The following is a 22,350-nucleotide window of genomic DNA, read 5'->3' on the forward strand; positions in this document are numbered from 1 at the left end:
TTAGGACGCAAGAGTATACCTTTAATCCTAGTGAAAGCCAGTAGCGAGAAAATGAGGTTAATTCAATTTAAACTTGCCAACGAGGGATTCAAGTTCCAATACTTTTGCGTTCAACCCATTGACATTGTGTGAGCTGTTGTTCGCAAGCTGTAGCGAACGCTCCGAAATGTCACTGATTGCCGTGATGTCAGCGGCTATCTCTTTAGTTACAGCTGTCTGTTCTTCCGCCGCAGTCGCAATCGAATTAACCATCGCCTGGACGTTGGCAGCGCCTGATACAATTTCATCCAAAGCACTCACTGCACCAGAGCTTCGCTCGACACCGATTTCTACTAGCTGACAGTTTTCTACCGTGTAGGTAACAGCCTCTTGAGTGCCTGATTGAATTTGTTGGATGATTCCCCCTACCTCTTGTGTCGCTTTCGTTGTGCGTTCTGCCAACGCTCGAACTTCGTCCGCTACAACGGCGAAGCCGCGACCGAACTCTCCAGCCCGCGCGGCTTCAATAGCAGCGTTTAACGCCAACAAGTTTGTTTGTTCTGCGATTTCTTCAATCACTCGAATAACCGAACCGATTTGCTCGCTATGCGTTCCGAGTTCATTCATTTGCTTTGACATCTCTGTCATTTGCACGCTGACTTGCTGGATCGACGCGACCATTTCATTGATTACTTTACGCCCCGACTCTGCGTTTCCTTCAGAACGCTGCGCTTCCTCGAAAGTCGCATTACCTTGCTGTGCCACTTCTGAAATCGTCAAACTCAACTCTTCTGCGGCAGTGGCAATCAGATTAGCTTTATCGGCTTGGGATGAAGCTCCACTTACAATGTCTTGGCTTACATCGGAAAGCTCTTTGGTTACCACTTTCACTTCTTCTGCAACGGCAGATATACTACCAATCAGGGTTGTTAAGGAGGCTTGCATTTGGTTGATTGAACCGGCTAGATTAGAGAGCTCATCACCTGAGTTATCGACTATATCCTCCGTGGTCAAGTCGCCATTCGCCACTTTCTGGGCAACTGAATCAAGTTTAGACAAACGAGTTGTAATGGAATGAGATAGCCAATATGCCACAATACATGTCAGCACCAGCGCAACAACAAAGAGTATGATAATAGTCGTTTCGATTGTGTAGAACGACTCAGTGAGCGCCAACAGCGCTGCATCAGTTTCTACTACCTCGGTCGACGATGCTTCATCTAGATACGCTTCTATCGGCGATAAGTAAGTCTCATATAATTGCCGAAGTTGGGAAATTTGTTTATCCAACTGATCTTTGTTACCAATCAAAGGGACGATTTCTCGCTCAAAGCCTTGTGTAAAACCAGACATCAAACTCTCAATCTTTTCAACTCGTTGATAATCCGCCCCTCCTCTAACCTCGAGGTTTTTTACTACGGTTATCGCGTCAGAAAATTCTTGTTTGTTGGTTCGATAGTCATTGATAGCGCCAGGGACACCTGTAATGGCTCCAGTCGCATCACGGTAAACATCACCGGCTTCATCAATAAGAACAAGATAACCGACAACTTCTGGTACATCATCCGTACGAATCTCATGCGCAACTGCGTGTGAGCGAATGACTTCAGCCCATATCGTTGCGGCCATAATCGTCATGATTGCTAAAACACAACCAAAACCTGCATACATTTTTTTACGAACAGACCACTTCACAAAGCACCTTCCAATTTATTACTGATATCGTTCTGTATCGGCACTAGTTATCAATAACTTTAATAAAAGTAGCTGACAGAAACGAAAAAACCTCCCAATTGGGAGGTTTTTGATTCGTTCTTTCTTAGCGTTATAGCTTCTTCGAGAAAATACCAGCTAAAGCGATGATACCGATACCAAGCAGCATGATTTCACCTTTACCGCTATCGAAGCCAGACTTAATGCCCATGAAGGCAACGATTGCGATTGCAACTGGAATTACGTACTTAACTAGGTTGTACCATAGACCGAACAGTGGGAAAGATACTTTTCCGTCATTAGTAATTTCTTTCTCAAGCTCTGCACGAGATAGACGCCAGCCAGCAAAGATACACACTAACATACCGCCAACCGCTAGGAAGATCTTATCTGTCAGTAGGTCGAAGATGTCAAATGCGCCAGTACCGAATAGTGTTGGACCAACACCGCCAAGCGATAGTGATGCGAACACACATAGTGTCGCCATAACAACACTTGAAGAGATAACCGCAGTTGAACGCTTCATGCCTTTTTCATCGATTAGGTAAGACACCACTACTTCTAGAAGAGATACTGAAGAAGTTAGAGCCGCAACCGTTAGACCGATGAAGAACATTAGAGCGAATAGAAGACCAATTACGCCACCCATTTCAGCAAATAACTGAGGAACGACGACGAACACTAGACCTGGACCTGCCGCTGGTTCCATACCAAATGCAAACATTGCAGGGAACATTGCAACACCAGCAAGGATAGCAACACCTGTATCCATCGCAGTAACCATACCTGTCGTCTGAACTAGGTTCTCTTTCTTCTTAAGGTAAGAACCGTATGTCATCATACAGCCCATACCAAGTGATAGAGAGAAGAATGCTTGGCCTAGCGCCGCTAGAACAACATTACTGTCTACTTTAGAGAAATCAGGCATGAACAAGAATTCTAGACCTGCCATTGCACCTGGCAGCATTAAACCTTTCACTGATACAACAATCAGAATCAGGAATAATAAAGGCATTAGAACCTTACCTGCTTTCTCGATACCACCAGAGATACCTTTCATAACAATCAGGATGTTAAGGAATAGGTATACAGCCATCCACATAAGTGGCTGAACTGGATCAGAGATGAAACCACCAAAGCTGTCACCGATCGCTTCAGGGGTACTTAGTAAACCACCGCCTACTTTGAAGATGTAAGCCAGTGCCCAACCACCTACTACAGGGTAGAAACCCATAATAAGTAGACCACTTAATACACCCATAACACCGGTAAACGTCCAACGACGGTCAGTCGATTTGAACGCACCTACTGCTGATAGACCTGTCTTACGACCAATCGTGAATTCGGTAAGCATGACGCTAAAACCGATAAAGATGACAAAAAGAAGGTAGATAGCAACGAATGCACCACCGCCACTTTCACCTGCCGTATAAGGAAACTTCCAAATGTTACCAAGACCAACAGCAGAACCTGCTGCAGCCATAACGAAGCCTAATTTAGACCCCCACGTATCACGGGGCTTTGAACTTGAACTAGTAGCCACGATTTACTCCATTAAAATCATTATATAAGTTGTGTTTGCTTCTGTTAGGCGTCTTTAAAAGTGGGTGTATATATTTTTTTACACTAATTAGAATTTTGAGTGACGCTAACGTTGTAGCAAGTAAAGCAGTTTAAAAGTAAAATTGAAACCCCGAAAAGTACATTTCTTCACCACAAATGTAATTATTGTGTTTAAATGCTGATTTTTTACACAATAGCAAGCTCTACCCACTAGTTTTAACACTCCTCTAACACAAATCCTCTTTTTGTAAACTTTGCAATACTCTCTTAATTCAACCCAGTTTGTTGTTGTGACTATGACTATGGCAGATTACTATTAAGTCGCTCGATATGTGTTCTAGGTAGTTGAATGGACAAGTTTTATCACTTTCTAACCCTTGCCGGGATCGTGTTTTACTGGATTCTTGTGGCCGGTGTAACGATTCGCGTTGTATTAAAACGGCGTGCTGTTAGTGTTTCCCTTGCTTGGTTGATGATCATCTATATCATCCCGATCGTTGGTGTTGCCTGCTACTTCCTGTTTGGAGAACTGAACTTGGGCAGGAAGCGAGCCGAGAGAGCGAAGCTTATGTTTGCTCCCTTCGAGCAATGGTTTTCTAGTTTGAATGAATGCCATGCACATGCACCAGAGAGTTTTGGCCGCCATATCTACCGAATCGATGAACTGTGTAATAATCGTCTAGGCTTGCCTGCATTGAGCGGCAACACACTTTCTCTGCAAAGTTCACCCAATGAGATCCTCCATTCCGTCATTCAAGATATTGAGACGGCAAAATCAAGCATCCACATGGTTTTCTATATCTGGCACCCGGGCGGCCTTGTTGATGCCGTCTCCGCTTCTCTGATTAAAGCGGCTAAACGTGGAGTTAAAGTTAGACTCTTACTCGACTCTGCGGGTAGCCCGCGTTTCTTTCGAAGCGAATGGTACAAGATGATGAAATCCGCTGGCATAGAGGTAGTGCAAGCGCTAGAAGTCAGCCCTTGGCGTATTTTTCTTCGCCGCCTCGATCTTCGGCAGCACAGAAAAATCATCGTTATCGACGATAACATTGGCTACACGGGATCGATGAATATGGTTGACCCTGCCTTTTTTAAACAAAGTAGCGGTGTTGGTCAGTGGATAGACATTATGGTTCGCTTGACCGGACCGACCGTGAACGTCCTATCCGCCATTCACGGTTGGGACTGGGAGGTCGAAACAGGAAACCGTAGGCTACCCAAACTGCCTGAATGCAGAATTAATCCCGAAGAGCCGCAACACCCTGTTCAAGTTGTGCCATCTGGACCGGGAATGCCAGAGCATCTGATCTCTCAAGTGCTTACATTGGCGATTAACCAAGCGAATCAGTCGGTGCGGATCACCACGCCGTACTTTGTCCCGAGCTCCGATTTACTTGAAACGCTTAAAATGACCGCTCAGCGGGGTATCAAAGTCGAGCTAATCATTCCACATAAGAACGATTCAATCATGGTCCAATGGGCATCGCGCGCCTTCTATACCGAACTCATGCAGGCCGGTGTTGAGATCTACGAGTTCTATGGCGGCCTTCTGCATACAAAATCGGTCGTGATCGATGAACAGTTTTGCCTTGTTGGCACGGTAAACATGGATATGCGTAGCTTATGGCTCAATTTCGAGCTGACACTGGCTATTGACGACGAGTCATTTACCAAAGAAATGTTCTGGCTACAAAACAGCTACATGCAGGAGTCGCATCGAGTCAGTTTGAAACAATGGCAGAAGCGCTCATTGTACTCACGTTTTCTTGAGCGAGTCTTTTACTTGTTTAATCCCCTGCTCTAGCCCTTGCTTATTGAGTGTTGTCATGTTTTAAATAAGGCAACAGTTAGAGATAGGGACTTCAAATGTCAGAAAATAAACAAACTAAGTTTGTCACAGCCGGCCGTGATGGCAAATGGACAAACGGAGTCGTTAATCCCCCAGTACAACGCGCCTCTACCGTTGTCTTCAACACCGTAGCCGAAAAGCACCACGCTACCGTTAACAGAGCAAACAAGACTCTGTTCTATGGGCGCAGAGGGACAAATACCCACTTTGCATTCCAAGACGCGATGGTTGAGATAGAAGGTGGTGCGGGATGCGCTTTATATCCATGTGGCACCGCAGCGATATCAAACGCCATACTTGCCTTTGTAGAGACAGGCGATCACATCTTGATGGTTGATACGTGCTACGAACCTACAAGAGATTTCTGCGACAAGATCATGAAAAAAATGGGCGTAGAAACAACCTATTACGACCCAACAATTGGTGAAGGTATTCGTGAACTCATCCAGCCAAATACTAAAGTTCTATTTTTAGAGTCGCCTGGTTCAATCACGATGGAAGTACAAGACGTTCCAACTCTGTCCCGTATTGCTCACGAAACTGACATTGTTGTAATGCTTGATAACACATGGGCCGCTGGCGTTAACTTTTCTCCTTTTGAGTACGGTGTAGATATCTCAATTCAGGCGGCGACTAAGTACATCGTGGGACATTCCGACGTTATGCTGGGTACCGCAGTCGCCAACGAAAAGCATTGGGATCAATTGCGCGAGCAAAGCTACTTAATGGGCCAATGCGTTTCTCCTGATGATGCTTACTTGGGCCTACGGGGGATTCGTACCCTGGATGTTCGACTTCGCCAACATGCGGAAAATAGCTTAAAAGTGGCCAAGTGGTTACAAAGCCGTCCAGAAGTCGATCATGTTCGACACCCTGCCCTTGAGACATGTCCAGGTCATGAGTTCTTTACTCGCGACTTTACGGGTGGAAACGGTCTGTTCTCTTTCGTATTGAAAACCAGTTATCCTCGCGCGACGACAGCATTGCTTGATGGAATGAAACATTTCAGTATGGGCTATTCATGGGGAGGATTTGAGAGTTTAATCCTTGCCAACGAGCCAAAAAGTTTCAACAGTTTGCGTACCGTTGCGAATCCCAATTTTGAAGGTACATTGATTCGCGTCCACATTGGTCTGGAAGACGTAGACGACTTAATTTCCGATCTAGAAGCAGGGTTAGAGCGTTATAACGCGCTGATTTTCGAGAAAGAAGCGACTGCGTAACGACACTAACAAACTTATAGCCTCGCATTTGCGGGGCTTTTTGTTTTATCTACACTCTTCAATATTTCTCATACCTTTGGTCGAGTTAAACCAATCTGTTGTTTTTTATCTCAAGCTCACGAGTTAACATTTTATTTACATTGTTTCTTGCCTTATCTGTCGCGTTTCTTCTACGTTGTAATTTCTCATCAGAGGTCTAACCAGAAGGAGCAACAATTTGAAACTCTACCAAGCACTGACTCTTTTCGTCTCTTTGGCAATAGTCCAGCCCGTCGTCAACCTCGCCCATGCATCTGGGTATACCGAAACCAAGTACCCTATCGTTTTGGTACATGGACTGTTCGGTTTTGATTCATTGGCTGGCGTCGATTATTTCTACGGCATACCTCAATCACTGACTAAAGATGGCGCCACCGTCTATGTTGCTCAAGTATCTGCAACTCATAGTAGCGAAGCGCGAGGTGAACAGCTCTTAAACCAAGTTGAGACTCTACTCGCGGCCACTGGCGCTCAAAAGGTCAACTTGATTGGACACAGTCATGGTGGCCCTACCGCCCGTTACGTTGCATCGATTCGCCCAGACTTGGTCGCTTCAGTAACAAGTGTTGGTGGGGTACATAAAGGGTCAAAGGTGGCAGACATTGTTCGTGGAACGGTACCTGAGGGCTCAATCAGTGAAGGAGTAGCCGTAAAACTCGCACAAGGGCTAGTGACATTGATTAACTTGCTATCTGGAGGCTCCGATCTTGAGCAAGATCCTTTGGCGTCATTAGATGCTCTTACGACCGAAGGCTCACTGACTTTTAACCGATATTACCCAGAGGGCATCCCAAGCACCGAATGCGGTAACGGTGACCTGCTCGCATCTAATGGTGTGTACTATTACTCTTGGACAGGTGCAGCAAACTTTACCAACGTCTTTGATCCAACGGACGGTGCCATGATGGTTTTAGGGCTGGCGTTTGATGGTCCAAACGATGGGTTGGTTGCCAGTTGCAGTACGCATTTAGGCAAAGTCATTCGCGACGATTACAAGATGAACCATCTCGATGAAATCAATGGGTTGCTTGGTATTCATCATTTATTCGAGACAGATCCAGTAACGCTATACCGTCAACATGCAAACCGCCTGAAACAACAAGGTTTGTAAGGAGTCCGTTATGAAAAAAGTCGCTCTGTTCTCACTGTTTGTCGTTTCTCTTTTTTTCGTTGGAGCGACTTATTTTCATCCGCTGACCTCACCAATGCCAATCAAAGCAGAATCACAACAAGATGTTGCTGTCGACCTTTCTTCCCAAAAGGATTTTTTTGAATATTCGTTAAGCAGTGTTGGCGAGCAATCACTTGATCAAGTGCGGACAAATGTGCGTTCTGATGCTGCTGAACAAACATCGATCAACGTCAGTATTGCGCTCTTTGACACCTACCTCGCCTACAAACGAGCGCTTACGAATCTTGAGCCGTTAGGCGCGACGTCACTTTCAGTTTCGGAGTTACAGCGAATCAATGATGAAATTCTGGCGCTGCAGCGGCAGTTCTTTAATGACGAGCAAATTAAACAACTTTTTGATGAGGAAAACAGGTTACGCCAACTCGCGGTCGACAAACTGGTCATTAAAGAGAACAACTTAGACCCGATAGACCAAAAGCAGCGTTTAGAACAACTCTTAATCGCGCAACCAAGCCACATTCAGGAAAGCGAACGAAATAACGCTCTCACGCTTCAACTAGTCAATACATCACAGTTAAGTTCACAGCAAAAGTATCTAGCGAGGGTTGAGTTGGTTGGTGAACAAGGTGCTCAGCGACTGCAAGATCTTGACGACAACAGGGCCGCCTTCAAAGCGTCACTTGACCACTACTTCGGCCAACGGTCAGACATTTTAAACAATCCCGCTTTAGGACCTGAAGCAATTCAACAAGAAATCACCTCGCTAAGAAATCAGAGTTTTGAACCACACCAACAAAGGCGAATCAAAGCTCTAGAGCGTATTCACGACGAACAATCAAAAAACTAATTTTGCTTTTTGGGGCAACCAACAACATGATCATCCACCATGCCCACGGCCTGCATAAAGGCGTAGCAAATTGTTTCACCCACAAACTTAAAGCCTTTCTTTTTAAGGAACTTACTCATCGCTTTGGACTGTTCCGTAGAGACTGGCACTTGGCTCATATCTGTCCAGTGATTCACAATAGGCTTGCCATCAACAAACTGCCATAGAGCATTAGATAAGCTTCCGTATTCTTCGATTAATTGCTTTGCCGCTTTAGCGTTGCTAAATACCGAGTTAATTTTGCCACGGTGCTTAACCACGTCGAAGTGTTCAACGATGAACTCAGTACGTACTTCATCATGTTGAATGAGCTTATCTAAGTCATAATTTTCAAATGCTTGGCGATACCCTTCTCGCTTTTTCAAAATCGTAATCCAACTTAAACCGGCTTGCGCGCCTTCTAACGTGATGAACTCAAACAACACGTTATCGTCATAAACGGGCACACCCCACTCTGCATCATGATATTCACGTTCAAGTGGGTGGTTCATCGCCCAAGCACATGTTTTGTTATCCATTTTCAATCCTTATAAAAACGCCCCGGATTCTTCATCAAGGGCGTTTGAAAAACGTTATTGGCGAGTTACGCTATTTTGGTATCGCGACCTTGTGGAATAAACGATACAACACTGGCACAACGATTAGTGTCAGAACAGTCGCAAAACCTAAACCAAACATAATCGTTACCGCCATTGGCTTAAAGAATATGTCAGGCAGCAAAGGAATCATGCCGAGAATCGTGGTGATGGCCGCCATACACACTGGACGCACGCGGCTCAGCGCTGCATCGACCACGGCAACATAAGGATCTTTGCCTGAATGCATTTCGATCTCGATCTGATCCAACAATACGATGCCATTTTTCAAAAGCATCCCCGACAAACTCAAGAAGCCAAGCAACGCCATAAAACCAAATGGGGTATTGAGCGCCAACAGTCCTGTCGTCACACCGATAATCGCGAGCGGTACCGTCAGCCACACAATCAGAGGCTCTTTGACCGAGTTAAACAAGAACACCGTCACTAAGAACATGAATAGATAACCCATTGGCATCGTTGTGAACAGCGAAGCTTGAGCGTCACCTGAAGACTCATACTCACCGCCCCACTCCAACGAATAGCCAGGAGGGAGTTCAATTGCTTCGATTTGTGGCATCAAACGTTTTTGCAACGTCGCCGCCGTCTCTTCACCTAATAGATCGGGATCAGCCATAACGGTCAAGACACGTTTACGATTTTTGCGCACGATGATCGGGTCTTCCCAGCGAAGGTCATAGCCCATCGTCACTTGTTGCAGTGGAATATATTCACTGAGCGCTGGACTCCAGATCTTCATACCTTCGATGTTGCGGATATCTACACGCTCGTCCTCTGGCAAACGCGCCACGATTGGCATTAGAGTAGTACCGTCACGATAGACGCCCACCGCTTTTCCTGAGAAAGACATCGCGAGAAACTCATCGACGTCTGACTTGGTAATACCATAGCGACGAGCCTGACTTTCATTAAACTGAGGTTCAAGCACCTTCGTTCTTTCACGCCAGTCATGACGAACGTTTGTCGTACCTGGATCCGCGTGCATGATGTCTTCCACTTGCTTTGCAAGGCTACGCAATACGGTAGGATCAGAGCCTACTAGACGCGCCTCAATCTTAGCACCGCCGCCAGGACCAAGCTCAATTTGCTTCAACTTGTAGTTAATCTCAGGGAAGTTCTCTTCTACGTGCAGACGAAAACGTGCCATAAGGTCATGAAGTTTCTCATAATCGGTCACTCGAGTCGTAATCTCTCCGTAACCGGCATAGCTTTTCTCTGGCGCGTAGGTGAGCATAAAGCGCTGCAAACCTTTACCCGCGGTTGTGGTGATATGGTCCACTCCATCTTGCTCAGAGATCCACGTTTCAAGGGCTTTCAACTTAGTGTTGGTCGCTCTAATGTCCGTCCCTTCAGGCAGCCAAATATCCGCTTGGAAAATCGGTGTTGTAGAAGATGGGAAGAACGATTGCTTAACGTGGGTAAAGCCAACCACACTCGCGGCTAATCCAAGAATCAGTACAATGACGGTCAACCAAGCTCGTTTCATACAAAACTCAAGGAAGCTTTTGTACACCACAAAGATCATGCCATTGTACGGATCGCTCTCTGCACCATCTTGTTGAACTTTTTGACCTTTAAAGAAGATATCTGCGAAGAAAGGCGTCAATGAAATTGCGGTAAACCAACTCAACATCAACGAGATCAACAGAACCGTAAACAACGTGCCACAATATTCACCAGTCGCATCTTCCGACAAGCCGATAGGAGCAAACGCCGTCACGGCAATCACCGTCGCGCCAAGCAACGGCCACTTGGTTTGCGTGACAATATCTGTCGCAGCTTGCAGCCTCGTTCGACCTTTTTGCGTACCTATCAATATCCCTTCGACCACCACGATGGCATTGTCCACCAGCATACCCAAAGCGATAACAAGCGCCCCAAGAGAGATTCGTTGCAAATCGATAGCGAAGTACTTCATGAAGATGAATGTACCGAGCACCGTAAGCAGAAGAATCAAGCCGATGAGCAAACCAGAGCGCAATCCCATAAAGAAAAGGAGCACGATGATTACGATAGCAACAGCCTGTCCCAAACTGACGACAAAACCACTGACTGATTTGTCGACTTCTTTTGGCTGACTGTAAATTTCCGAAATATCGACACCAACGGGTTGTTGGTACTTGAGCTCGGCAAGGCGTCGGTCAAAGCGTTTACCAACTTCGACGACGTTTACACCCTGCGCAAAGGAGACACCCAGGTTGAGCGCCAGATCGCCGTTAAACGTGATGATATTGCTTGGTACTTCAACGTAACCACGTTTGATGTCAGCAACATCCCGCAAGTAGATAAGCCCCTGAGCACCACTCTCAGTGAGGATCAAGTCCCCAAGTTGGTCCACATTTTGGAACTCACCCGTAGGCTGAATACGAATGTACTCGTCACCAATTCGAATCGCGCCTGCATCAGAGACAACGTTTTGAGTAGACAGCAGATTGAACACGGTGTTTGGCGAAAGCCCTAAACTGCTCATGCGTTTCATCGAGATTTCGATAAACACTTGTTCTTGCTGCTGACCCGATACCGAGACCTTACTTACACCATCAATGAGCTCTAATTCTCGACGCAAATAGTCAACATAATCGAGCAACTCTTTGTAGCTATAACCTTCACCTGTGACCGCTAGTAGGATTCCGTAAACGTCACCGAAATCATCAATCACTTGCGGATCATTGACACCCGGAGGTAACTGACCTTTTAAGTCATTGACCTTACGGCGTAGCTCATCCCAGATCTGTGGCAAATCATCGGGACCATAGTTGTTTTTCATCGTCACCGTGATTTGCGACAAACCCCGACTGGATATCGAGTTCACCTCATCCACATAAGTTAATTGCTGGATGGCTTTTTCCAGTGGGTACGTCACTTCTTCTTCTACCTGCTGAGGTGTCGCACCAGGATATGAAGTAACAACCATCGCATCTTTGATGGTAAATGCAGGGTCTTCGAGGCGCCCCAATCCAAAGAATGCTGCGGTGCCGCCAATGAGGAAGATCAGCGAGATCATCCAACTGATGACTCTATTTCGAATAAAGTACGCTGCGATACCCGTTACGTCTTCATCACGTTGACGCGCGTTGAGATTTTGTTCACTCATGACCCGCCTCCTTCTCAATCACTTCTACCTGCATACCTTCCCTTAATCGTGATACGCCTGCGACCACGACAACTTGGTCTTTGTCTAGCCCTTCAAGAACCTGAACGGTTTCCTTATTTGCCTTACCAACAACGACTTTTCTCTTCGTAACCGTGTTGTCAGACTCTACCGTCCACACGTACTTGTTTTCACGCGCTAAGTCATCGCCATCTGCATTGAATATTGACTCAATCGGGACTTGGACACCGGTATTCAGCTCTAATCCAATGTCTTCTCCTCTGGAGGTCACTTCGACCGCCATACCATCCAAGATGTACTCTTGCTCTGGCATCGGCATCGACAGGGTCACAGTGAACGTCCCCGTCGCCGGATCCGGCTCTGTAGTAAATTCTTTGATTTTTGCGCTGTATTCATTACCACTTGGCACTTTAACCACAGCATCTACTTTTTCCAAAACCTCTTGGCTAGGCTGATTGGTGTAGAGGCGATCAGGCAATTGAATCAGGATCTCTACGTTATCTAGACTGTGAATATTGACGATTTGCTGGCCAACTTGAATGTTCTCAAACTGATCCGCACTCACACGGGATATGATCCCGTCAACAGGCGCTTTCAGTTGAGTAAAAGACAATCGTAGCTTCGCTAACTGCAACTCTGCGTAGGCAATTTGACGATTAGCCGCTATTTCGTCGAACTGAGACTTGGCAAGTAAGCCTTTGTCGACCAAAGGCTTGGAGCGCTTATACTGACTGTCGACGACCGAATAACGAGCACTTGCGTTATCAACGTCAAGTTTGTAATCCGTTGGTTCAACCTCGGCAATCAGGTCTCCTTGCTTAACTTGATCCCCTTCCTTGACGTAAATCTTGCTAATTTCACCCGCCACCCTAAAGCTGAGGTGTGAGCGTTCCGCTGCATTGGCAACAGCGGGAAAATACAATCTGTCCTCGCTCACTTCGTGATTCGACAACTCCAACACTTTTACTTTGGCAAGACCAAAATCGACATATTCTGCCTCACCGCTACAGCCCGCTAAGAACGCTGCCGTGGATAACACACTTATCCCTAACCATTGCTTCATCTTACAGACCTCGCTCTTTGATCCATTCGCGAACTTTAATTCCCGGTTCAATACCACTCACTCCGGACACGACAATTCTCTCGCCATCGGCTAAACCGCTTTCCACTTGTCGCTTATCGTTCAGTTCAACCGCCGCTTTGGAAACAATACCTTGGTCGTCAACACGCCAAACAAAGGTGTCTCCTTGCTCTTCAAACAAAGCGGCTTCCGGAATACGAGTCGCGCCTGTAGATTCGACCGCGACGTGAACCGACCCTGCCATACCAGGTAGGATCCCAGTATCTTCAGGACGCTCCATGATCATGGTGACTTTGTAAGAGCCAGTTTTGGGATCGGCTTCAGTATCAACCTCTTGGAAGGTCAGATCGTAGGTATTTTGCGGAAAGGCATCAAAAGTCATTGTCGCCGTTAGGTTAATCCCAGTAGAAAATCGGCTTAACAAGTGATCGGGGAGCTGGAAAATCACCTTCATCAACTGATTGGTTTGAATGTTTAACACGCCAGACTTCGCGGCTATGTATTCGTGATTCTCTGCGGGAACGAGTGAGATTGTCCCATCATACGGCGCGACCAACTTGGTGTATCTGAGGTTCGCTTTTGCTTGCTCAAGGGTTGCTCGCGCGGAATTGTGGTTGGCTTTAGCTTGATCAAAATCTTGCTCGGAAACCACTTTATCTTTTCTTAACTTTTTGTAGCGTTGGTATTGAACATCGGCAAGTTTAAATTGAGCCTCTGCCTGCTTCGCCAACAGGGTGTACTCATCAGGGTTTAGAGACGCAAGCACATCCCCTTTTTTGACCCGTTGCCCGGCAACAACATCAATGGTTTGAAGCTGACCAGGTACTCTAAATGCAAGAACTGCTTTATCACCGGCTTCAGAAGTGGCTGGAAAATGGCGTTCAAAAGTGGCATTGCCGACTGAAATAGTGAAGAGTTTCGCAGGCCGAGAATCCGGCTCAGGTACGGGTGGAAGCTCCTTACCACAGCCACTGAGTGACGCAGCTATGGCGAGAAGCAGCATTGATTTTTGCATGTCCAATCATCCAGTTATCACAATTTACAACAAAGATAGATGATTGGATTGATGACTTCCACAGTAGGGGTGGTAAAAACTTATTAAAATTAATAATTTGCTAAAAGAAAACGCGACTAAGTCTCATAAACGACTTACAGCTTGTTGAACTCGCGATTTACCTTAAACGTATCGGATGTGACATACGCCTCGATGGCGCGAATTCGAGTTTCAAGCGTTGAAAAATCATTTTCGAGCGTCGTCAGCAACGCATCAGGCGCTTGACCCTGAGTCCAAGGTTTACTTTTCAACTTGTGTTCTTGTTTGCTTTTCATCGCTTCTACGTAGTTTGGCGGCTGTTTCTCGATCATAAATGCAAATGCAACGTACGCGAGTAACACAAGAAAACTACCACCAAGTAACGCGGCGGATATGACTAAGATTCGTACTAACCATACCTCCAATCCGAAGTAATTGGCCAACCCTGCGCAAACACCAGCAATTTTTCCATTATCAGTATCACGATAAAGCTCTTGTTTACTCATAGCGACGTCTCCATTCAGGCGCCTCTGAATCTAAAATTCTTTCTAGCGTGTTAACACGATCTTGCATCTGATCAGCTTTCTCTGACAAAGATTGCAAGCGTTGGAAATCATCTTCTGATAATCCACCTGCCGCTTTCTTCTTACTGCGATAGTGTAAGATGAGCCACAAGGGGGCGACAAAGATCAAAAAAACAATCAATGGCCCGGCAATAATAAATGTCGACATAAACAACTCCTACTGATAGCGCTCAATCAGATTGATTCCATAGACAACCGACTGACAATTTAGATAAAACAATTAAGCCTAAGTCACCAATCTAAGTATCAAGCTCAGGCAGTGAAACCTCAATACCGAGATCGGTGCACATTTATTTGAGTTAAAGAATGCGACGGATTATTTCTTCTCGCCCATCTGCTCTTTTAACTTGGCCAGTTCTTGTTCAATTTCATCTTGAGCTTGAAGTTCTGCGAACTCTTGATCAAGCGATTTCGCATTGCCGGTTTTGGAATAAACGTCCGCTTCCGCCTCAAGCTCGTCAATCTTTCTCGAGTACTGCTCGAATTTCGCCATCGCTTCTGACGTACGAGCAGTATGAAGGTGCTTTTGCACATCGCGACGATTTGACGCAGCTTGAGAGCGAATAGCCAATGCTTGCTGCTTAGCTCGGGTTTCCGTGATCTTAGTTTCTAGCTTACCAATTTCACCCGTTAGCTTATCGATAGTTTCTTCAACAAGCGTTTGCTCAGTATGTAGACCCTTTAAGACATCTTGCAGCTTTTGCTTCTCGATCAATGCTGCACGAGCCAAGTCCTCACGCTCTTTGGTCAACGCCAATGTCGCTTTGGTTTGCCATTGCGTAATTTGATCTTCCAAAGTTTCCACTTTACGTGCCAACTCTTTTTTATCTGCAATCGCTTTTGCCGAGTTAGTACGCACTTCAACCAAGGTGTCTTCCATTTCTTGAATGATAAGGCGAATCATCTTTTCTGGATCTTCCGCTTTATCCAGTAGTGCGCTGATGTTTGAATTTACAATATCTGCGAATCGAGAAAAAATACCCATAGCACAGCTCCTCATTTTATATGTTGGCACTTAGGCCGATAGTGGTCATTGGGGTTTGAGTCATCATCGAACTCTGTATGTTGGTTTAGCTATTCCAATATGTGTGCCAACTTTTTATTCATTAAAAATCATAAACTTAACAAATATCAACTTGCAACCTGATTCAATGTATGATGAATTTAGCCAACTTTAGGTAAATTTGACCAACGGAGTGAAGTCATGCAACAAAACCTGATTGGTGAGTCTCCCGCTTTCCTTGCGGTACTGGATAAAGTATCAAAACTTGCAGCGATTGAGCGCCCTATCCTGATTATTGGAGAGCGCGGAACAGGAAAAGAACTCATCGCACAGCGTCTGCATTATTTATCTAAACGTTGGGATCAGCCTCTTATCTCTTTGAACTGTTCAACATTGAGTGAGGGGCTTATTGACTCTGAGTTGTTCGGTCATGAACAAGGCGCCTTTACAGGCTCAAAAGGCAGGCATAAAGGTCGCTTTGAGCGCGCAGAAAATGGCACTTTGTTCCTAGACGAGCTCGCAACCGCCCCACTTCTCGTTCAAGAAAAATTGTTGCGAGTGATTGAATATGGTCAATATGAGCGGGTTGGTGGGCACCAGTTGCTCAACGCGAATGTACGTTTGGTGTGTGCCACCAATGCCAACCTTCCAGAAATGGCTACCAACGGGGAGTTTCGTGCCGACCTTCTCGACAGGCTTGCTTTCGATGTCATTCAACTTCCACCTCTGCGCGAACGAACGGAAGACATCTTGCTTCTCGCCGAATACTACGCAATTAAAATGTGTCGTGAACTCGGGTTCGAGTATTTTGTCGGGTTTAGTGAAGATGCAAAGCAGAGCTTATTAGACTACGCGTGGCCAGGTAACGTCCGTGAGCTAAAAAACGTTATCGAGCGAGCCGTCTATCAACATGGGCAGCAAGACGAGCCTATCTCTCACATGATTTTCGACCCCTTCGCCAATACTTGGTCAGAGCCAGAATCGGGCTCGGAGAGCGAGCTATCAATAAGCAGTGACACCATAACCTTTCCGCTTAATTACAAGCAATGGCAAGAAGAACAAGACTTGAAAATTCTCAATGCTGCCATGGAAGAAGCGAAATTCAATCAAAGGAAAGCGGCTCAATTGCTAGACTTAAGTTATCACCAGCTAAGAGGCATGGTGCGCAAATACAACCTAACTCAGTCTGAGTAACATGACATAAGTTAAGGTTTACTGAGGTTTAACGTAATTATTGATGGTAAACGGGTGGCAGAATAAGGCACAATTGGAGATCCCTTTGTGCTTGTCTTCAGCAGTTAATCTTTCTATGAAAGCATTCTTACAACTTACACTTGGTATATTTAGCTTCAGCCTGTTACCTGGCTGTGGCGAAGCCATCGACCACAATAAAATTCGACAACAAGGGTTTGTCTATTGTGGTCAAGGCGGGCCGGAGACATTTAACCCGCAATTGATTGACAGTGGCATAACACCTGAGACTCTCAGTCCACAACTTTTCGACACCTTGCTTACCCTTGATCCTGAAACGTTCGAGCCCGTTCCAAACATCGCTAAGAGTTGGACAGTAAATAAATCTGGGACGGAGTATACGTTTACACTTCAAGACAACATTGCGTTCCAGTCCGCAGCATGGTTTACACCATCTCGTCCATTAACCGCAGATGATGTGGTCTTCAGCTTTCGTCGCATTATCGATTCTAGTCACCCCTTTCATTACGTAGGCGGTGGGTTATACCCTTGGTTCAATGGCATCGATTTTCAAAACTTATTGGTTGATGTTGTTGCCTTGTCTCGTAACCAAGTCCGTTTCACTCTGAGTAGACCAGATAACTCTTTTTTGTCCAACATCGCAACCAGCCACGCGGTGATTCACTCAAAAGAATATGGCAGCCAGTTAGAGCTGCGTGACGAGAAAGGGATGATGGACTCTCACCCGATTGGTACCGGTCCGTTTTACCTGTCCGAGTACCAAATTAATGACTTGATTCGACTAAAAAGACACAACGACTATTGGCAAGGCAAAGCCAAAATGAAGCAAGTCGTATTTGATATCTCAAATCGCGGAACTGGCACATTAGCCAAGATGCTTAGGGAAGAGTGCGATATTCTCAACGCGCCGTTATCAAGCCAACTGCCTGTCATTGAGCAACGAGATGATATTAAGCTGACGGCTAAACCTGCGATGAACATTTCATTTGTGGCCATCAATACCCTTCATCCTGCGCTGAATGATTCAAGAGTCCGTAAAGCACTCAGTTACGCGATTAACAGGCAAAACATCCTCGATTCCGTTTATTACGGTACAGGCAGCCAAGCCTATTCTGTGCTTCCACCTTCATCGTGGGCGTATCAAAAAGATACCACCCAGCTTCGCTATGACCGCAATTACGCAATCGCATTGCTTCGCGAGGCAGGATACAGCAAGGGCTTAGAGCTAACCATGTCGGTACCTTTAGAGCCAAGAGCTTACAACCCTAGCCCACGCAAAACAGCCGAACTTATTCAAGCTAACCTCGCGGATGTGGGTATAAAGCTGAACCTTATGACCGATGACAGATTTAATCGTACTGAACTCGATGAGAGCGTGGATCTCTATTTAACGGGTTGGATTGCCAATACGGGTGACCCTGACAGTTTTTTCCGACCATTGCTCTCATGTGACTCAAAACGTGTCGGGCTCAATGTCTCGAGTTGGTGTAATCCAGATTTCGATTTTTTACTCGACCTCGCACTAGAAGTCGATAAGAAGCGATACCGCTTAAACCTATACAAACAAGCCCAAAATATTTTGAGTGAAGAAGTCCCTGTCATTCCACTCAATCACGGAATGCAACTGCAGGCGCAGCATCATTCATTGCAAGGATTTAAAGTGAGCCCGTTTAACGCGCAGCCTTTCGATAATGTAGAGAGGGTCAGATAATGTTTCTTTACACCGTAAGGCGACTTAACCTTTTCATTATTACAATGTTAATTCTGACCATGGTTGGTTTTAGCATTTTACGTTTAGCTCCAGATTCGGTTTGGGCACTGCAAGATTTTTGGCCGGGTTGGTTAACCTACCTAGGTGAGTTGATGCAGCTAAATTTCGGCGTCAATCACTATGGCGTTCCGATCGCTGATGAGCTCGCGGTCGTGTTTCCTGCTACCCTTGAGCTGTGCTTTATCGCGTTTGTTATTTCGCTGCTAATTGGCATCCCTATTGGCACTATCGCGGGCATGAAACAAGGAAAATGGGTTGATACGCTTATCTCATTCACCTCGATGTCTGGGTACTCTGCGCCTCTATTTTGGGTCGCACTGCTGATGATTATGGCGTTTTCACTCCATTTTGAGTTGTTTCCTGTCGCTGGCCGTTATGACTTGCTGTATCAAATTGATCACGTGACGGGCTTCGCCATCATCGACGCGTTCTTTGCCGAGGGTCCATACCGTGCCCACGCATTACAGAGTGTCATAGAGCATCTGATTCTACCTTGCCTAGTGCTTGCGCTCGCGCCGACCACTCAGGTCATCGGCTTAATGCGTACTTCAGTAGCAGAAGTGATGGGGCAAAACTACATTCGCGCAGCCCGAATCAAAGGTTTATCGACGCGAGAAATCGTCACTCAGCATGTGATGAGAAATGCCATTCCACCCATTATTCCCAAGATTGGCGTGCAGCTATCAAGTATGTTGACCTTGGCAATCATTACCGAGTCTATTTTCAACTGGCCAGGTATCGGACGCTGGCTGCTCGATGCGCTCTCAAATCAAGATTACGTCGCCATTCAAGCCGGCGTAATTGTCGTGGCCACGCTAGTCTTGACCGCAAATATCTTGTCTGACTTGATCGGCGCGATGATCAACCCGTTAGTGAGGAAGGAATGGTATGCTAACCGATAACATTTATCAGGAAGAGCAGGTCCCGACTCAATTTGAGCGGTTCTGGAGAAGCTATCGATCCAACAATCTTGCGATGTTTGGTCTGTGGTGCTTGGGATTGATTGTCATCATTACCATAATTGCACCTTGGATCACCCCGCACGATCCGCAAGCGCAATCGGGCGAACTACTCATTCCACCCTCTTGGAACCCAGCGGGCACCGTCGAGTACTTTTTAGGGACTGACGATCTCGGTAGAGATATTCTCTCGCGCCTGATTGGCGGTTCGCAGCTCACCTTCGGAGCGGCGGTGATTATCACCTTGATTGCGGGTACTGTCGGCTGTTTGATCGGTATTCTTGCCGGGATGACAAAAGGTCTGGTTTCGAGCATTTTGAACCACCTGTTGGATACGGTGATGTCGATCCCTTCACTCTTGCTAGCGATCATCTTTGTCGCCTTTTTGGGGTTCGGTGAGTTCAATATTCTGCTCGCCATCTGCTTGGCACTCATTCCACGTTTTGTTCGCTCCGTCTATATCGCGGTTCATACAGAAGTAGAAAAAGACTACATCATGGCGGCGAGACTTGATGGCGCCAACGACTTCTACTTGCTGTGGAACTCAATACTGCCAAATATATTGGTGGTCATTGCATCAGAGGTCACCCTCGCGCTATCAATTGCTATCTTAGATATTACCGCGCTAGGCTTCTTAGGCCTTGGTGCGCAGGCACCAAGTACCGAATGGGGCGCAATACTTGGAGACTCTGTTGAGTTGATTTACCTTGCGCCTTGGACCGTGACCTTACCCGGACTTGCGATTATGTTTACAGTGATTGCCATCAACCTTGTAGGTGAAGGTGTTCGCCAAGCCCTTAATGCAGGAATCGAATAATGCCTTTACTTGATATTCGACATCTGACGATAGAAATCGAAACCCCGCAAGGGATGATGAAAGCGGTCGATCGCATGAGCCTGACCTTAAATGAAGGCGAAATTCGCGGTCTTGTAGGCGAGTCGGGCTCAGGCAAAAGCTTAGTCGCGAAAGCCATTGTTGGCGTCTGTAAGGACAACTGGAAAGTGACAGCCGATCGTATGCGACTTGGCAACATTGACTTATTGCAACTCACCCCACGAGAACGCAGACGCGTCATTGCGCGTGATATTGCCATGATTTTCCAAGAGCCTTCCACTTGTTTAGATCCGTCTGAGGAAGTTGGAAAGCAGCTTATCGAGGCCATACCATCGAAATCATTCGAAGGGAAATGGTGGGAGCGTTTTAAGTGGCGTAAAAAACAAGCGATTGCCCTACTGCATAAAGTCGGTATCAAAAACCACCGTCAGTTGATGAGTAGCTACCCCTATGAACTGACCGACGGTGAGTGTCAAAAGGTGATGATTGCGATGGCCATCGCAGCGAAACCTAAACTGCTGATCGCGGATGAACCGACAAACGATTTAGACCCGATTACTCAATCGCAAATTCTGCGTCTGCTGAGTCGAATGAATCAGGTTCACAACACGTCGATCATGCTAATCGGTCATGACCTGACAACGATCACTCAGTGGGCAAATCGAATCACGGTGATGTACTGCGGCCAATCCGTTGAATCTGCTGACACGAAGAAGATTCTCGAAAAACCCAAACACCCTTATACTGTTGCACTACTGAAAGCGATGCCTGACTTTAACGACTGGATTCCTCACAAAGAGAAGCTACAGTCGTTGCCGGGCTCCATACCTCCACTGCAGCATTTACCCATTGGGTGTCGTTTGGGTCCCCGCTGCCCGTATGCACAGCGACAATGTGTCGAAATCCCTATGACGAGACGAATCAAAAATCATAAATTTGCTTGTCACTTCCCACTCAATCACTCTCCAAAAGAGAGGGAGAAGAAAAAAGCATGAGTGCTCTATTAGAAGTCACTGATCTTTCCAAAGTGTTTACTACGCGCTCTGGATTGTTTCGTAAAAAAGTTCACCAAGCGGTTAAGCCTGTCAGTTTTGACTTAGAGGCAGGACAAACCATTGGTTTTATTGGCCAAAACGGTTCTGGAAAGTCGACGTTAGCAAGAATGCTTGCAGGTGTAGTGGAACCCACTCAGGGCGAGATCCGAGTCAATGGTGAGCTTCTGTCGCACAAAGATTACGAAACGCGCTGCAAGTTGATTCGAATGATCTTCCAAGACCCGAACACGTCGCTCAACCCGAGAATTCAAATTGGGCGAATTCTGGAAGGCCCTCTAAAACGAAACACCAGCATGCCTCCCGAAGCACGCATGAAACGCGTTAAGGACACCTTACTTCGCGTCGGCTTACTCCCTGAGCACGCCTATTTTTACCCACAAATGTTGGCAACGGGCCAAAAACAGAGGGTCTGTTTGGCGCGGGCACTCATTCTGCAACCTTCCATTATTGTCGCCGACGAAGCGCTAAACGGATTGGATATGGCGATGCGTTCGCAGATCATTAACCTGTTCCTTGAGCTACAAGAAGAGATGGGTGTCTCCTTCGTTTACGTTTCGCAGCACATTGGAATCATGAAACACATCACGGATAAAATAATGGTGATGCATGAGGGTGAAGTGGTGGAAAGTGGCGATACTCAGCAGGTACTCTCTTGCCCTGAACACATCGTCACCCAACGACTTGTAGAAAGCCATTTCAATAAATCGACCTGCTTTAAGTAGCAC

19 protein-coding genes are annotated in these 22,350 nt (G+C 46.2%); 10 read left to right on the plus strand and 9 right to left on the minus strand.

Features of this window, described 5'->3' with window-relative positions:
* Positions 1-57 precede the first annotated feature (57 nt).
* Together RJ47_RS15630 and RJ47_RS15635 are read right to left on the minus strand one after the other, a co-directional pair.
* Positions 58-1,674, minus strand: coding sequence for a methyl-accepting chemotaxis protein (locus RJ47_RS15630; protein WP_039485018.1), 1,617 nt, complete (start codon positions 1,672-1,674; stop codon positions 58-60).
* A gap of 130 nt (positions 1,675-1,804) precedes the next feature.
* The gene (locus RJ47_RS15635) at positions 1,805-3,238 is read right to left on the minus strand and encodes a sodium-dependent transporter (protein WP_419831548.1); all 1,434 of its coding nucleotides are present in this window, start codon (positions 3,236-3,238) and stop codon (positions 1,805-1,807) included.
* 366 nt (positions 3,239-3,604) lie between these two features.
* Between RJ47_RS15635 and cls the strand changes: the two genes are divergently transcribed.
* The 4 genes from cls to RJ47_RS15655 all read left to right on the plus strand — a co-directional run bounded on the left by cls (position 3,605) and on the right by RJ47_RS15655 (position 8,345).
* Positions 3,605-5,059 carry a cardiolipin synthase gene (gene cls, locus RJ47_RS15640; protein ID WP_038138621.1) on the plus strand — a complete coding sequence of 485 codons (1,455 nt, stop codon included), beginning with the start codon at positions 3,605-3,607 and terminating at the stop codon, positions 5,057-5,059.
* Between the two features lie 62 nt (positions 5,060-5,121).
* Positions 5,122-6,327 carry a cystathionine beta-lyase gene (locus RJ47_RS15645; protein WP_039485024.1) on the plus strand — a complete coding sequence of 402 codons (1,206 nt, stop codon included), beginning with the start codon at positions 5,122-5,124 and terminating at the stop codon, positions 6,325-6,327.
* A gap of 235 nt (positions 6,328-6,562) precedes the next feature.
* Positions 6,563-7,477, plus strand: a complete 915-nt coding sequence (locus RJ47_RS15650; protein ID WP_197058147.1) for a lipase family alpha/beta hydrolase — start codon at positions 6,563-6,565, stop codon at positions 7,475-7,477.
* 10 nt (positions 7,478-7,487) lie between these two features.
* Entirely contained in the window at positions 7,488-8,345 is an 858-nt protein-coding gene (locus RJ47_RS15655; RefSeq protein WP_039485029.1) for a lipase secretion chaperone, read from the plus strand.
* Here the strand turns inward: RJ47_RS15655 and RJ47_RS15660 are convergent.
* The 7 genes from RJ47_RS15660 to pspA form a co-directional block, all read right to left on the minus strand.
* Positions 8,342-8,902, minus strand: a complete 561-nt coding sequence (locus RJ47_RS15660) for a DNA-3-methyladenine glycosylase I (RefSeq protein WP_039485031.1) — start codon at positions 8,900-8,902, stop codon at positions 8,342-8,344. The genes RJ47_RS15655 and RJ47_RS15660 overlap by 4 nt on opposite strands.
* A gap of 70 nt (positions 8,903-8,972) precedes the next feature.
* Positions 8,973-12,074, minus strand: a complete 3,102-nt coding sequence (locus RJ47_RS15665; RefSeq protein WP_039485033.1) for an efflux RND transporter permease subunit — start codon at positions 12,072-12,074, stop codon at positions 8,973-8,975.
* Complete coding sequence (locus RJ47_RS15670; protein WP_039485035.1) at positions 12,067-13,155, minus strand: efflux RND transporter periplasmic adaptor subunit; 1,089 nt, start codon at positions 13,153-13,155, stop codon at positions 12,067-12,069. The genes RJ47_RS15665 and RJ47_RS15670 overlap by 8 nt, the downstream gene beginning before the upstream one ends.
* Position 13,156: 1 nt before the next feature.
* Positions 13,157-14,188: an efflux RND transporter periplasmic adaptor subunit gene (locus tag RJ47_RS15675; RefSeq protein ID WP_038138639.1), complete on the minus strand. Its 1,032-nt coding sequence runs from the start codon at positions 14,186-14,188 to the stop codon at positions 13,157-13,159.
* 134 nt (positions 14,189-14,322) lie between these two features.
* A complete protein-coding gene (pspC, locus tag RJ47_RS15680) occupies positions 14,323-14,712 on the minus strand; it encodes an envelope stress response membrane protein PspC (RefSeq protein ID WP_005470343.1) in 390 nt (129 codons plus the stop codon).
* Positions 14,705-14,938 carry an envelope stress response membrane protein PspB gene (pspB, locus tag RJ47_RS15685; protein WP_005470370.1) on the minus strand — a complete coding sequence of 78 codons (234 nt, stop codon included), beginning with the start codon at positions 14,936-14,938 and terminating at the stop codon, positions 14,705-14,707. Before pspB ends, pspC begins: the two co-directional genes overlap by 8 nt.
* A 168-nt stretch (positions 14,939-15,106) precedes the next feature.
* Positions 15,107-15,775 carry a phage shock protein PspA gene (gene pspA / locus RJ47_RS15690; RefSeq protein ID WP_005470571.1) on the minus strand — a complete coding sequence of 223 codons (669 nt, stop codon included), beginning with the start codon at positions 15,773-15,775 and terminating at the stop codon, positions 15,107-15,109.
* A gap of 219 nt (positions 15,776-15,994) precedes the next feature.
* Here pspA and pspF point away from each other — a divergent pair, with 219 nt between their 5' ends.
* The 6 genes from pspF to RJ47_RS15720 all read left to right on the plus strand — a co-directional run bounded on the left by pspF (position 15,995) and on the right by RJ47_RS15720 (position 22,347).
* Entirely contained in the window at positions 15,995-16,987 is a 993-nt protein-coding gene (gene pspF, locus RJ47_RS15695) for a phage shock protein operon transcriptional activator (protein WP_039485040.1), read from the plus strand.
* A gap of 115 nt (positions 16,988-17,102) precedes the next feature.
* The gene (gene sapA / locus RJ47_RS15700) at positions 17,103-18,716 is read left to right on the plus strand and encodes an ABC transporter substrate-binding protein SapA (RefSeq protein WP_039485269.1); all 1,614 of its coding nucleotides are present in this window, start codon (positions 17,103-17,105) and stop codon (positions 18,714-18,716) included.
* Positions 18,716-19,678 carry an ABC transporter permease gene (locus RJ47_RS15705; protein WP_038138643.1) on the plus strand — a complete coding sequence of 321 codons (963 nt, stop codon included), beginning with the start codon at positions 18,716-18,718 and terminating at the stop codon, positions 19,676-19,678. Before sapA ends, RJ47_RS15705 begins: the two co-directional genes overlap by 1 nt.
* Positions 19,665-20,552 carry a putrescine export ABC transporter permease SapC gene (gene sapC / locus RJ47_RS15710; RefSeq protein ID WP_038189384.1) on the plus strand — a complete coding sequence of 296 codons (888 nt, stop codon included), beginning with the start codon at positions 19,665-19,667 and terminating at the stop codon, positions 20,550-20,552. The genes RJ47_RS15705 and sapC overlap by 14 nt, the downstream gene beginning before the upstream one ends.
* Positions 20,552-21,565, plus strand: coding sequence for an oligopeptide/dipeptide ABC transporter ATP-binding protein (locus tag RJ47_RS15715; RefSeq protein WP_005470366.1), 1,014 nt, complete (start codon positions 20,552-20,554; stop codon positions 21,563-21,565). Before sapC ends, RJ47_RS15715 begins: the two co-directional genes overlap by 1 nt.
* A complete protein-coding gene (locus tag RJ47_RS15720) occupies positions 21,562-22,347 on the plus strand; it encodes an ATP-binding cassette domain-containing protein (protein WP_005470433.1) in 786 nt (261 codons plus the stop codon). Before RJ47_RS15715 ends, RJ47_RS15720 begins: the two co-directional genes overlap by 4 nt.
* Positions 22,348-22,350 lie beyond the last annotated feature (3 nt).

The sequence above is a fragment of the Vibrio sinaloensis genome, from assembly GCF_000808535.1.
Lineage (GTDB): Bacteria > Pseudomonadota > Gammaproteobacteria > Enterobacterales > Vibrionaceae > Vibrio > Vibrio sinaloensis_D.